This is a genomic window from Agarivorans gilvus (genome assembly GCF_001420915.1).
GTDB lineage: Bacteria > Pseudomonadota > Gammaproteobacteria > Enterobacterales > Celerinatantimonadaceae > Agarivorans > Agarivorans gilvus.
Genome location: NZ_CP013021.1, coordinates 3,843,449 through 3,857,188 on the forward strand (window position 1 = coordinate 3,843,449; position 13,740 = coordinate 3,857,188).

The window sequence follows — 13,740 nt, forward strand, 5'->3', positions numbered from 1 at the left end:
TTTAACAATGTGGTGGCCTTTCCTGACGCACATTTAGCGATATTTTTATAAACTGTGAGTCGAAGCGCCTTCTGCAGTGCCCAACTGACTTGCTTTTCAGGCAAGCGACTTAGCTTTCCTTGGTTTGCCTCTTTTGGCCGATTTATTTTTTTTATCGATATTAGCTAACACAAATTCGATTCTACGTTGGTCTAAATCCACGCGAGCCAGTGTTACCGATATTGACTGGCCAATGTTATAGGCTTTGGCTTTGCGTTCTCCCATTAAGCGTTGTTTAGCCGCATCGAAGTGATAAAAATCACCGGCTAAGGCGCTAATATGAATACTGCCTTCAACTGGTATGTCTGCCAACTCAACAAATAGGCCAAAGCTGTTTACCCCACTAATGGTGGCTTGAAACTGTTCGCCTAGCTTAGTTTGCATGTAGTGACATTTTAACCATGCATCTACTTCCCAACTCGCCTCATCGGCGCGGCGAGCGACTAAGGAGCAATGTTCAGCTAGCGCCAGTATTTCGCTTAGCTGATAGGGATAGTTTTGTTTAAAAGGTAATGGCTTTGCCTGCTCGACGCGTTTAACCGGGTCAAAACCTTTGCCGCTTAGGTTCTTTACCATGCGTTTAATCAGTCCGCCAGATTCTTTACTACGAATGACCGCGCGAATCGCTCGGTGAACCAGCAAGTCGGGATAACGGCGGATCGGTGAGGTAAAGTGCGCGTAGGCAGCAAAGGCTAAACCAAAGTGGCCGTCATTTTCTGGACTATAAACCGCCTGATTCATTGAGCGTAACAACATTGTTTGAATCGTGGCTGCGTCTGGCCGCGCAGCCGTTTGGCTAAGTAACTGGTTGTAATCAGCTGGGCTGGGCTGCTCGCCGCCAGCAAGATTAAGCCCGCGCTCAGCCAGAAAACTCCGTAAATCTTTGAGTTTTTTGGCTTTAGGGCCTTGGTGAACCCGATACAGCGAAGGGATTTTTAGTTGGCTTAAAAAGGCTGCCGTTGCCAAGTTAGCACACAACATACACTCTTCAATTAGCCGATGTGCATCGTTGCGCAGGACTGGCACAATTTGCTCAATCTTCGCTTCGCTGTTAAAGATAAAACGACTTTCCTGAGTACTAAAATCAATGGCTCCGCGACGTTGGCGAGCTTCGGCTAATACACGATATAAAGCGTGTAATTGCTGAATATCCCCTAGCAATGCACTATGTGGGCTGCTGTGTTGCTGAGCTTCATCAGCTGTTAACAAGTGACCAACCTCGCTATAAGTTAAGCGCGCATGCGAATGGATCACCGCTTCATAGAACTGGTAGGCTAGCATCTCACCGGCTTGGCTTATTTGCATCTCACACACCAGTGCAAGCCGATCTTGTTTGGGTTTTAGGGAACACAAACCATTAGAAATCGCTTCCGGTAACATCGGCACGACATGGCCGGGAAAATACACCGAGGTGCCGCGTTTTTGCGCTTCTTGATCCAGCTCGGTGCCCGCTTTGATGTAGTGAGATACATCGGCAATCGCTATCCAAAGCCGCCAGCCGCCTTGCTCATTGGTTTGACAATAAACCGCGTCGTCGAAGTCTTGGGCATCTTCACCATCAATGGTCACGAAGGGAAGGGCGCGTAAGTCGATGCGCTTAAGCTTGTCTTGCTCACTCACTTCTTGACCTAGCTGTTCGGCCTGTTGTAAGACTTGTTCTGGCCATTTGTGAGGAATGTCATGATTGTGTAAGGCCAGTGTGATTTCCATACGTGGGGCCAGCGGCTCACCGAGTATTTCACTCACATGAGCCTGGGCATTACGGCGTTTGTGGGGATAATCAACCAGCTCGGCACTCACGTATTGGCCGTCTTGGGCTCCCAGTAACTGCGCTTCGGGAATTTCGATGCGCTGAGTAATTTTTTGGTTATTGGCTAGCAGATAATAAGTACCATCGCGCTGTTCAACTCGCCCTACTAGCTGGCGAGTATTGGCTTGCAATACTTTAATTATGCGTGCTTCTTCGCGGCCGCGTTGGTTAAAGCCGTTGGCTAGGGCTAATACCACGTCGCCATCAAAGACTTTAGCCATTTGACTGGAGTGCAATACAAAGTCTTTTTCATGTCCTTCGCAACGTAAAAAGCCGAAGCCTTCACGGTGACCAATCACGGTGCCTTTGAGGTATTCATCTTCAGCTACTGGCCAGTAGTGGTGATTTCTATCGCTGTGTACTTGGCCGTCACGACTCATGGCTATTAGCCGACGACGTAGCGCCTCAAGTTGTTCATCAGTGGTGAGCTTTAATTGTTGGCCAATGCTTTGTTTATTGAGTGCTCGGCCTTGCTGTTTTAGCAGGCTTAGAATAGCGGCACGGTCGGGGATCGGATTGGCGTATTGAGTTTGTTCAGTGCTTGAGTGTTTACTCATGGTTATGGTTCTCTACTATCTTGGCCATTAACCTTGCTCTGGAAAAACTATCAAGTGGTGTAGTGATACAGTTCAGATATTAATCTCAAGGTGGTGAGGCCGTGGCTCGTACTACGAGTCACAATTAATCGGATTTGGTTCAGTTCGCGGCTAGGGCGATGCTGCCAATGTATTTTACTGTTGTGTCGCAGCCTAAAGGCCTTATATGACAAAAACAATAATCAGGGAAAACGAGCTGGAATTTAAAACGACGAACGAAGCTAAATGAAGGCAAGCTAGAAACGGTGTTTAAAAGATAAACTGATTTTCATATGCCGGCCACTGTATAGGTTTACGCGAGAAAGTCAACGTCTGCGATGACTAATTAGCTCAGCTCAGGCTCAAACATGGTGGTATGGGCGAATTTTACTAGGGTTAAGATCAGCGCATGTAGATAGTTATCTTCGCGGCTGGCTAAGCCATTGGTGAGCAGACCTATGGCGCCACCTTTTTGTTTGATGTTAGTGGTATTAAACAGTTCATCCATTAAGGGGCCAAGTTCTGCGCCTTGCTTAAGCGCTTGAAAAACCGAAGGCGGTAGCGGCATGTTAGCGCTGCGGCCCACCGCCAGTTGCTGCTGGTTAGCAACGGCCACATAGGCGAAGGTGGCGGGGCCATCTTCAAATAAGTCTACGCCTCCTTCGATGGCTGCATAAAAGTCGGCTTGGTGTTGCTGTTGGCAAAAGCGCAGCCGATTAATCGCGCCGTCACGGGTTTGCTGGCTGTTTATCGGTTGTTCGGGGACTTGCGAAGGGGCATCTACCCCATGGCAGTCGATATCGGCATTGGGATAGTACAGCGCTAGCGCCTTGGCTACCGCGCGCACCTTAACCGGATTACGCGAACCAACAATAACTTTAAGTGATGTCATGGAAATAGTGCCTTCAAAAATAGTTAACTTGCGCAACATACTGATGTATATGGCTAAAGCAAGTACTAAGTGCCGGTGTTTAGGTTTTTAGTTGTTCGTCAATGCTTTTACAGGGCACTCGCGAGTCAATAATGCGCCCATCGCGCTGCGGTTGCGAGCCGGGGCGAATATCCCAATTAAGCTGGTATTTTTGATTAATAAGCTGCACCAATTGGTAAAACGACAGCCCTTGCTCGTTACCACCAACATGATAAATACCGGCTTTGGCTTGCTTGGCTAAGTCTATTAAGCACTGCATGCTGTGTTCAACATAAGCCACCGCTGGTAGCCATTGGGTGCTGGCTTCTAAATAACCCTGGTTATCGTGCATGTCTCTAACATGGGTGAGAAGGTTGTCGCGCTCGAAGTTATCGAACATCTGCCACCCAAGTCGAGCAATAATGGTATTAGGATTAGCCTCAAGCGCAGCTTGTTCGCAGGCGATTTTATAGCGGCCATAATCGTTCACTGCATCGGCTGGATGTTCTGGGCTAAAGGGACCAGTGCTCTCGGGGTTAAATACGCTTTCGCTGCTGGTAAACAGCAGTGGAATGTCGAGCTCGTGGGCAATGCTCGCCAGTGTCGCCAGCCAGCTTTCTGGGCCAGTGGCTAAGTGGAAAATAGTATCGATTTGCTGGGTTTTGATAAAGGCCAATTGCTGGCTGCGTTGGGTAATGTCCAACTGTTGGCGATCAAAGCCGATAACCTCTATAGCATGCGCCTCTAAGGCTTGTTTTAGATAAGGAGCAAGGCGGCCGTTTAAGCCGCTAACTAATACACGTTGCATAGAACACTCTTCAGTTAACCGATGGGAGTATTATGCAAGTTAAGCTGCTGTGCGGCTAGTGGCTTTAGTCGCTTTGCTGCAAAAGTAACTGGGCTTGTTGGCCAAGGATTTTTATCGCCTGTTCAACTGCTTCAGTAGGAGGATTAGCATAACTTAAACGTAAGCAGTTACGATACTTGCCTGAGGCTGAAAATAGACTGCCCGCGGCAATGCCGATGTGGTAGGGGCGTAAGTGTTGATTTAACTGAAAGCTGTCGATGCCTTCTGGTAAGGCCAACCATAAAAAGTAACCGCCCTGAGGAAAACTCACTTTGGTTTGTTCGGGCAAGTAACGCTGTACCCAATGCAGCATGATGTCTCGGCGCGCTTGATAATGCTGTTTGCTTAGGCGCAAGTGCTTATCGTAATAGCCTTGTTCAATAAAGTCGGCAACCGCTAATTGTGGCAAGCTGGCAGACCCCAAGGAGCTGACAAATTTTAGGTGGGTTAGCATGGTGCTATAGCGCCCAGGAGCCACCCATCCCAGCCGCAAACCGGGAGCAATGGTTTTAGAAAAAGACGAGCAAAATAGTACCCGCTGTTGGCTATCGTAAGATTTTAAGCTGCGAGGTCTAGGATAGTGGTAAACCGTATCGCCTAGAATGTCATCTTCAATAATCGCGAAATCGTATTTTTCGGCCAGCGCTAACAGTTTTAGTTTATTTTTCTCCGGCATGATGTAGCCAAGTGGGTTATTAGAGCTGGGGATCAGCTGCAATACCTTAATAGGCCACTGCTCTAAGGCTAATTCTAAGGCTGGTAAACTAATGCCATTTTGCGGATGGGTGGGAATTTCTAATACTTTTAGCTGATTTGATTGAATCGCCTGCATCGAGCCATAAAAGCTTGGTGAGTCTATGGCGACAATATCGCCGGGTTGAGTCAAGGCTTTTAAGCTTAATGACAAGGCTTCCTGACAACCTGCGGTGATTTGAATATTGTCGGGGTGCACCTGACAACCAGAGTGTTGCATTAGCCGAACGATTTGCTCACGTAGCTTTAATAAACCATTGCCTTTGGCGCAGCTAAAAACCTGCTTACTTTGTTGCTTGATGTTTTCGTTCATCAAGCGCTGTAAGGGTTTTAAGGTACTAAAACTGGTATCGGGAGAGCCTCGCCCCAAGGCTAAAAAGTGCTGGCTTGATTCGGTCATGGTTAGCGCGAGAACTTCTTGCCAGTTATCTATCAGAACAGGGCGCTGTTCAGGTTGGCTTAGCTCGGGTAAGGAGGCGGTTTTCAGTGGTGATTTTACGTAGTAACCCGATTTGTGTTTACTGTATACCAGGTCAGCATCTTCTAATAGTCGATAGCTTTCTTGTACCGTAGAAATACTTACCCCACGCAACTGGCTCATGGCTCTAATTGAGGGCAGCTTTTGTCCCACCGGGTAATAACCTTGTTGGATTTGCTGTTTGAGTTCTTCGGCAAATTGTTGATAGAGGGTCATCACGATTCCTGCGCAAAAACATGGCCTAGTAGTAGCACATTCATATACAGATGAAAAATATTTGCTAGTTAGCAGTACAGATTGTTCGTCTTAAGCCAGTACAGTTGCCGATATTGGCTGTCTGTATTGGACAAAAATAATATTTTTGAATCTGTAATGAGGCGCGGCGCCAACTTAAGCTGGAATGGTCATTTCGCTTAACAGGAGTAAGCGCATGTTAATTGCCAGCCAAGTCGCTACCGTTATAACTCGCCTACATGCCAAGGTGGCTGAATATCGAGCCTTAAGCCGCAGCAGAAGAGCGCTGAGGTATTTGAGTGATGCCACGCTGCGCGATATTGGGGTTACGCGACAACAAGCCATGGCGCAGGCTAGTTTGCCGTTTTGGAGAAAAAGCCAGCCTGCTCAGCAAGTGGTTAAAGCTAAGCCTAAAGCGAAGCAAAGTCAGACTTTGGAAGTGAGTAAATAGTCCGTTGCAGCTTGCTGGTAGCGTGTCACTTTAGTTTGTTCGAGTGTGGCTTAGCGGTAGCGCTTAAACTTACCCCTTGGCCTGCTTTAAGTGGTGCTTAAACTACTTGTTGCTAATGATTTTTCGTTGCGCTATTAACAAGCGTGGTTAAGCGCTTGTCTGACAAATTATAATTGCGTAGGCTTGGGGCAAATCTGCTGAGGACTACGCTGTGTTTTTCATTATCGCCTTAACCGCAACCTTTGCCTATGCCCTGCAAGGGGTATTGATGGCCAAGGTTTACCGCCAATCTGACCGACTTAGTTCGGTGGCTTACCGTGGCCTGAGTTTGCTGATTAGTATGTCACCTTTGCTATTGCTGGTGCCTCAGTCTGACTTTACTGAATTTTCCGGGTTACTTCCTCAGTTACTGCTGGCGGCTAGTTTGGCTGCATTAGCCAATTGGGCCAATGCCATTGCCTTTGTTCGTTTGCCAGTGGGCATCGCTAGCGCCTTATCTATGGCTTTCACTGCGCTATTTGTGGCCTTGCTTGGTCAAGTCTTTCTCGATGAGCAACTTAGCCCTCAACAATGGCTGATGGGGGCGGTGACTTTGGCTATGGTATTGTTATTAGGTGCTAGCCAACGCCGTGGTACACCGTTGACTTCTTCCGATTATCGCCCGCTTAGCGGCATTTTAGCCAGTGCCGGTTATGGTAGCTTAATGAGTTATGCGCTGATATTAGTGGCGGGGATGTCGCGTGCTTCTCATCCATTTTTAGTCGGTTATGCCTGGGAGGCGAGTATTGGCTTAATGGCCATGCTATTCGCCCTAGCTAGAGGACGGCTAAGTGCTAAGCCCGGCTTTCAGCGTATTTCTTGGTCTCGCTTTAGACAGATCCTAGTATTTGCTTCACCTACCGCGCTGGGGACGGGTTGTTATGCCTACGCCATGACCTTGGGGCCTTTAGCGATTGCCGCTGCGATCCTCAGTACCATGATGGTATTTAGCATGTTACTCGGCTGGTGGTTGTTAGCAGAACGTCCTCGTTTAAGACAGTGGGCTATGATGAGCCTAGTGTGCATGAGTGTGGTGGCCCTCAAGCTAGTCAGTTAGTTTGTCAACGTTTTGCGCGGTGAGTCTAACCAGCATGATGTATTTAGCATACGGCTTTATTTGGGGCTGTTGGCTGAGCGTTCTCGTTTAAGGCTGTGGGCAATGATGAACTTGGTATGCATGAGTGTGCATTAGCGTGGTGGCGTTGAAGTTGGTGAGTTAGTTTTCAGCGTTTTGCCGAGTTATTCTACTAATTGGGTTTAAAGTGTGAGCATTGTCTCGTTTTTATGTCCGCTCACCGCAATTATTGCTGTTTTACCACTCAGATGGCTTCGAGAGCTTATGTTGCCTATTCGCTAAGAAATAAATGTTCCTCGGGTTGTAAAAATTTTTATTAGCAGTCAATGCTAAAAAACTTATGAACAATAGTGGTTTAAAACTGATTTTTTGAAATTTTTTTGTGATGACTCAATATAATCTCGATTTTTGACTTGAAATTGGTTTTTCATTCTATATGGTTACGCACTGACCAATTATATAGCTTCAAAGAAGGATAAAAAGAAGCATGAAACCACAGTCAAACACACTCGTTCGATTTATCACTCAAGGTAGTCTGGTAATGCAGATCCTTATCGGTATTGTCTTGGGTAGTATCGTTGCCACTGTTGCACCGGAGCTGGCTCTTTCGTTTAGCTTATTAGGTAGCTTGTTTGTCGGAGCCTTAAAAGCCGTTGCTCCAGTACTGGTATTTGTCTTGGTGGCTGCCTCGGTAGCAAGCCATAAGCGCGGACAAGATACGCAATTACGTCCCATTATATATTTGTATTTATTTGGTACCTTTGCCGCTTCGTTGACCGCAGTGGGCATGAGCTTCTTGTTCCCCACCGAGCTGGTATTGGTGAGTACCGATACCGCAGCAAATCCACCTCAGGGGATCACCGAAGTTTTACAAACTTTGTTGTTTAAGATTGTTGATAACCCAGTTAGCGCAATTATGAATGCTAACTACATCGGTATTTTGGCCTGGGCAATAGGTTTAGGTATTGCTATGCACAGTGCTTCTGATACCACTAAAACCCTGTTTAACGACGTAGCAAGCAGTGTTTCAAGCATCGTTCGCTTTGTTATCCGTTTAGCGCCAATTGGTATTTTTGGCTTGGTAGCCAATACCATCGCTCAAACTGGTTTCTCTGCATTAGTGGGTTATAGCCAACTATTAGTGGTATTGATCGGTTCAATGTTACTAATTGCTTTAGTGATGAACCCCTTATTGGTATTTTATAAAATCCGTAAAAACCCTTATCCACTGGTATTTAAATGTTTACGCGAAAGTGGTGTTACCGCCTTCTTTACGCGTAGCTCGGCGGCTAATATTCCGGTGAATATGGATTTAGCTAAGCGTTTAGGGCTAGATGAAGATACTTATTCTGTTTCGATCCCACTAGGTGCAACCATTAACATGGCCGGTGCAGCGATTACTATTACCGTATTGTCTTTAGCTGCGGTGCATACTCTGGGTATTCAGGTTGATTTTGCTACTGCCCTGTTGCTGAGTGTGATTGCTGCTGTATCTGCTTGTGGAGCCTCGGGCGTTGCAGGTGGTTCGTTACTGCTTATTCCTTTGGCGTGTAGCCTCTTTGGGATCTCGAATGATGTAGCCATGCAAGTGGTAGCGGTTGGCTTCATTATTGGCGTATTGCAAGACTCTGCCGAAACCGCACTTAACAGTTCTACCGATGTGCTGTTTACTGCCGCATGCTGCCAAGCCGCGGAACAAAAAAACTAATTTTAAGCTGCTCAGCTTGAACACAAAAAGGTGGCTTAGCCACCTTTTTTTAATGGCTTATCACTCCGTTCACTTCATATATTATGGGCGTATAGTTGCTCTGCCAACTGTAGTATTTCTTCGGCCATGGTGATCTTTTCCTGCCATTGGGGGGGATCCCGTCTAATCCATAATAGGCGCCGGCAATTTGCCCACAAATAGCCGCGGTGGTATCGGCATCATCACCTAGGTTGGCGGCCATGAGAATGGCTTGTTTGAAGTCATTGCTATGAGCAAAACACCAAAGCGCGGCTTCCAAGCTGTCAACCACATAGCCGCTGCCGCGGATCTGTTGTATATCTTTGTCTAAGTAGCTTAGCTGCTGCAGGGTTATTATTTTGCGGGTATTGGCGCTGTAGTATTGGTTGGCCAGCAGCTGCTGTTTATCCATGCCCGCTAATGCGCAATGCAGTAGCGCAGCAAAGTAGCGACAGGCATCAATACACTCGCGGGCAGCGTGGGTAGTGCGTGAGCTTTCCCCTGCAAAATGCAGGCTTTGTTCTAGCTTAGAGTTATAGAACAAGACCACCGGGGCAAGGCGCATCAGTGAGCCATTACCCGCGGCAAAAGGGCTCGTTGGACCGGCAAAAGGGTCGCCGTGACTAAGGTATTGGCTTAGTGCTTCCGACACGGTGACGCCGATATCAAAGCAGCGGCCATTGCTACTCATGTAGCCCTCGGTTCGCCAACGGTTATAGCGTTGCATTTGATCTTCAGCATCAAAGCCTTGGCACTCTAATAAAGAGTGAGCAAGGCATAGTGCCATAGAGGTATCATCGGTCCATTGACCGGGTTGAAGGCCAAAAGGGCCACCGCCAAGCATATCGATTACTGGGGGAAAGCTGCCGCGGGTTTTAAATTCTACGCTGGTGCCCACTGCGTCTCCGGCTGCTAAACCTAAAAGACAACCTTGATAACGCTTTTTTAGATCAGGCATCAATATTTTTCCCTTTAAGCTAAGTAAACTAAAACTTATTTAGTCATTTCCTCAGCTTATATTACTCCGAATGACCGAGCTTCCCATGACAAAGAACAAAAGCGCTGAAATAACTCGTGAGAGAGCGTGTTTACCCGCCTTTGCCTACAGTTCGCTTAATCGCTGCAATATTCCGGCTGTGGTATTGGGGGGAGTCACTTATCAGCAGCATCCGGTGGCACTGCTAATCGATGGCATGCAGGCACTACACGGTGAGTTTTTTAAAGCCTTGGACGAGATAGCCTGCTCTCAAGAGCGTGGTGTGCATTTTCGTCAATATATGTGCTCGGCGTTTTTATTGGGGAAAAGCGAAGAAGCCGGCTTGTTGGAGACGAATAGCGGGATCCGCAGAGACAAGTGTGACTATCTGCGGTTGTTGCGCGGCTGGATGTTTAATGCCGATGGCAAAGAGGCGGCGGTGCTAAAGCGCTGGGTGGAGTCGCGTTTTGGCTTGCTTACGCTAAATCATCGGCAGCCTTTAGGCAGTCACAGTAGTGAGGCTTACCAAGCCTATCAGGCAGATTATGTGCGGGGGCTGTATAACAGCAATGCGCTGGAGTCTCAATTGGATTTGCTTTACAGCTTTTGCCAGTACGAAGTGCAGCGCCGCTGGCCAGAGCAACAGCATTGCCAGCTGTATCGTGGCGTTAATCATATCGATGAGCATCATCGTCTTGGTCGCTCAGAACAGGGAACCCTGTTGCTGCTGAATAATCTAAATTCTTTTAGTCATCAGCGAGAGTTGTGTGAATCCTTTGGCGATGTGATTTTAGAGGCGAGGGTGCCTATGACTAAGCTGCTGTTTTTCCCAGGTTTATTAGCCGATGTATTAAAGGGCGAGCAGGAATACCTTGTTCTGGGTGGCGTTTACCAAGTCACTATGTCAATTTAGTTGGTACTACGCTAAATACTAAAATTAGTCAGCATAAGCACTGCCAATGGCGCGAAACGGCATCTTCAGCTCTAATTCGGGGATTTGTAAGCCCACCCATGCCGGAAAGGTATTGCTATTAGGGCCGGGAAATAAGCGATATTGGTCTGCCCAAGGGTAGCGCGTTACTACCTGTTTTAATTGAGGAATTAAGCGTGCTGCTTTATCACCTTGGATCGATAATACTTTTTCTGGTTCGGCGCCATACCAATAGCGGTCTGGAGTAGTGGTTTGGTATTGGCGTAAGCCGGGGCGTTGCCAGCCCACCACTTCATAGACGGTATATTCGGCGGCATTCTCTGGTTTAATCGCTAACCAAGTGTGTACTGCAAACCAACCTCGCCAGCTAAAGGCATCGGCAGCATAAAATTCAATTACCGCTTGGTGTTGAGTCTGAGGATCGGGGGCGATGCCGGCGGGTTCACGGCTGGCGGAGCGCCAGTCTTTATCGCTACAAGCGCTGAGTAAGCTGCTAAGTGCAAGCAACATAATACTGTAAAGTCGGTAAGACAGTTTGTTGTTCATTTTGACCCACCTATGTTGACTCAAAAAACTACCTTAGCAGATTTTATCAGCGCACAGAATCCAGAGCTTACTATTAGTCGCCGCTAGAGAGTTAAGTCAATGAATCATCTAAATTTGTGCACCAATGTAGGTTTGTTTTGATTTTAACTTTATCTTTAAAATATTTGTCATTAGTATCTTTGTATCCGCTAATGCAAGGGCAGTACAGTGTTGCTAAGTCGTTTATATGTATTACTATTTTTGAGTTTTGTTGGGGCGTTTGTTGCGCCGTCATCGTTTGCCGCAGAGTCTCCTTTGTGGCGGCTTAGCAGTAAGCCGCAATGGGTTAAAGATGCGGTATTAAGCGCTGATAGTCGCGAGGGGCAAGGAATTGAATCGATGGAGGTATTGCTCTCCGATACCCAAGTCAGCCTGCTTAATCAAGATGTGCATTATTACCGTCATTTACGTATTCAACTCAATGACAAGGTGGGGGTGGATGAAAACTCTGATATTTACATCGGTTTTAATCCCGAATTCCAACACCTAGAATTACACCACATTGAAATAATTCGTGATGGTCAAGCGGAGAATCGGCTATATCCTGAAGATGTGCGCATCGTCGATATCGAGCCGGAACAACATAACAAGCTTTATTCTGGGCAAAAACAGCTACAACTGTGGTTACGCGATATACGCGCTGGTGACATTGTTGATTACAGTTTTAGCGTAGTGGGTGAAAACCCGGTGTTTGGTCAGCACTTTAGTCATACCTTTAGTCTGGGCTGGAACGTGCCGGTGAAGCAAGTTGAAGTGAGTATTATTAGCCCTAAGTCTCAGCCTCTGCATAACCAGATTAATCGTCTTGAGCTTCAGCCTAAGCAGCACAGTGAGCAACAACGTGTGCGTTATTCTCTTTCTTTAAGCGATGTGCCCGCCTATTTTGATGATGGGGAAAACCCCAGTTGGCAAAACATCTCCCCTAGTTGGCAAGTTAGCAGCTTCGATTCTTGGGGCGCAGTGGCGCAGTGGGCCGAGCAACTATTTCAACCCGCGCACACTCCCTCGGCTGCGTTTCAACAATGGTTGGCCGAGTTGCAGAAACAGCCCACCAAGTTAGCCATTGAAGAGGCTATTCGTTTTGTGCAACAAGATATCCGTTACTTGGGCGTTGAAATTGGTCAAAACTCGCATCGTCCTCAGGCTCCTTCGGCGGTTTTAAGTAACCGTTACGGCGACTGTAAAGATAAGTCTTTGTTATTGGTGAAAGCCTTAAATGCCTTGGATGTAGAGGCTTATCCGGTGTTGGTTTCTAGCTATCTTCGCGATACCTTGAGTGAGCACTTACCTAGCTATAATGCTTTTAACCATGCCATTGTGTTGCTGCGTTATCGGCAGCAAGACTACTGGATTGACCCCACCAATGCTTATCAGGCTTCGTTATTGGAAAGCATAGTGCCAGCCGCCTTTGGTCAGGCCTTGGTGGTGAAACCCAGTACGCAAGAGCTGGTGGCAATTCCAGAGTTAACAGCCGCAGACAATACACTAAGTGTCGAACAAGTGTTTATCGCGAGTGATTTTCGCTCTCCGGTTCAGTTTAAAGTAAGCAGCGTATTTACCGGGTTAGAAGCCGATAGAATGCGTTATCAGCTAGCCAATCAAAGTCAGCAGCGCTTGGCTAAATCTTCGGTTGATTACTATCAACGTTTTTATCCTTCACTCAGTCGCTTAGGCGACATGGAGGTAAACGATGATGTAATTTCCAATCGTTTGCAGATCAGTGAGCAGTATTTGGTGAAAAATTTCTGGGAGCAGCAAGAGCAAACAGTGTTTCACTTGATTGCCAATAGTGTTGAGCATTATTTAAAGCTACCTAAAAAGCTAAACCGGCAACAAGCTTACCTACTGGGGCCTTTGGTCTCGGTGCAGCAAAATATCACTTTGCAATTACCCTACGATATTGATTTTACTAGCTTAAACCAACAGCAAGAGCTGCAAGATGATTACTTTAAATGGCAATCCCGCTTTGATTACCAAAATCGACTGATTCGCTACCAGCAAAGCTACCAAAATAAAGCGATAGCGGTGAAGGCTGAGGATGTGAAGGACTACGCCAAGTTGATCCGCCAAGCCAGAAAGCATTTAGAGTTTGCTTACAGCATCGATCATGCCGCCGAGGATAAGGCCTATGACTCCATGGCTAAATTGGTAAATTATTTGTTAGATAAAAAGCAAGCGCAGCAGGGGAATGGCAATGAGATGGATAGTGCTAAGTTGTTTAGGCTTGCTGTTAAGTGCTTGTGCCAGTGCCCCGCAGAGCTCAAATACTTCACAACCCGCGGTGCTTGCATCGGTTACCAAAGATAGTCCG

General features: G+C 47.0%; 11 protein-coding genes. 5 read left to right on the forward strand and 6 right to left on the reverse strand.

Annotated elements, in window-relative coordinates; all coding sequences use genetic code 11:
* Window positions 1–96 precede the first annotated feature (96 nt).
* From rnr to AR383_RS18300, 4 genes are all read right to left on the reverse strand, one after another.
* A complete protein-coding gene (gene rnr / locus AR383_RS18285; RefSeq protein ID WP_055734434.1) occupies window positions 97–2,406 on the reverse strand; it encodes a ribonuclease R in 2,310 nt (769 codons plus the stop codon).
* Between the two features lie 364 nt (window positions 2,407–2,770).
* On the reverse strand, window positions 2,771–3,322 hold the full coding sequence (yjjX, locus tag AR383_RS18290; RefSeq protein ID WP_373869465.1) for an inosine/xanthosine triphosphatase: 552 nt from the start codon (window positions 3,320–3,322) through the stop codon (window positions 2,771–2,773).
* Between the two features lie 73 nt (window positions 3,323–3,395).
* Complete coding sequence (locus AR383_RS18295; protein ID WP_055734436.1) at window positions 3,396–4,142, reverse strand: sugar nucleotide-binding protein; 747 nt, start codon at window positions 4,140–4,142, stop codon at window positions 3,396–3,398.
* Between the two features lie 64 nt (window positions 4,143–4,206).
* Window positions 4,207–5,628: an aminotransferase-like domain-containing protein gene (locus AR383_RS18300; RefSeq protein ID WP_055734437.1), complete on the reverse strand. Its 1,422-nt coding sequence runs from the start codon at window positions 5,626–5,628 to the stop codon at window positions 4,207–4,209.
* A 214-nt stretch (window positions 5,629–5,842) separates the two neighbouring features.
* Between AR383_RS18300 and AR383_RS18305 the strand changes: the two genes are divergently transcribed.
* From AR383_RS18305 to sstT, 3 genes are all read left to right on the forward strand, one after another.
* On the forward strand, window positions 5,843–6,097 hold the full coding sequence (locus tag AR383_RS18305) for a DUF1127 domain-containing protein (RefSeq protein ID WP_055734438.1): 255 nt from the start codon (window positions 5,843–5,845) through the stop codon (window positions 6,095–6,097).
* Window positions 6,098–6,308: 211 nt separating this feature from the next.
* Window positions 6,309–7,193: a DMT family transporter gene (locus tag AR383_RS18310; protein WP_055734439.1), complete on the forward strand. Its 885-nt coding sequence runs from the start codon at window positions 6,309–6,311 to the stop codon at window positions 7,191–7,193.
* A 505-nt stretch (window positions 7,194–7,698) separates the two neighbouring features.
* Window positions 7,699–8,919 carry a serine/threonine transporter SstT gene (gene sstT / locus AR383_RS18315; RefSeq protein ID WP_055734440.1) on the forward strand — a complete coding sequence of 407 codons (1,221 nt, stop codon included), beginning with the start codon at window positions 7,699–7,701 and terminating at the stop codon, window positions 8,917–8,919.
* 49 nt (window positions 8,920–8,968) lie between these two features.
* On the opposite strand, the gene AR383_RS18320 is transcribed toward sstT, so the two are convergent.
* Window positions 8,969–9,895 carry an ADP-ribosylglycohydrolase family protein gene (locus AR383_RS18320; RefSeq protein WP_232304766.1) on the reverse strand — a complete coding sequence of 309 codons (927 nt, stop codon included), beginning with the start codon at window positions 9,893–9,895 and terminating at the stop codon, window positions 8,969–8,971.
* Window positions 9,896–9,980: 85 nt separating this feature from the next.
* Here AR383_RS18320 and AR383_RS18325 point away from each other — a divergent pair, with 85 nt between their 5' ends.
* A complete protein-coding gene (locus tag AR383_RS18325) occupies window positions 9,981–10,826 on the forward strand; it encodes an NAD(+)--dinitrogen-reductase ADP-D-ribosyltransferase (RefSeq protein WP_055735090.1) in 846 nt (281 codons plus the stop codon).
* Between the two features lie 24 nt (window positions 10,827–10,850).
* Here the strand turns inward: AR383_RS18325 and AR383_RS18330 are convergent, their stop codons facing one another.
* Window positions 10,851–11,390 carry a DUF3750 domain-containing protein gene (locus AR383_RS18330; RefSeq protein WP_055734441.1) on the reverse strand — a complete coding sequence of 180 codons (540 nt, stop codon included), beginning with the start codon at window positions 11,388–11,390 and terminating at the stop codon, window positions 10,851–10,853.
* Window positions 11,391–11,597: 207 nt separating this feature from the next.
* Between AR383_RS18330 and AR383_RS18335 the strand changes: the two genes are divergently transcribed.
* A complete protein-coding gene (locus tag AR383_RS18335) occupies window positions 11,598–13,736 on the forward strand; it encodes a DUF3857 domain-containing transglutaminase family protein (protein ID WP_055734442.1) in 2,139 nt (712 codons plus the stop codon).
* Window positions 13,737–13,740: the final 4 nt, after the last annotated feature.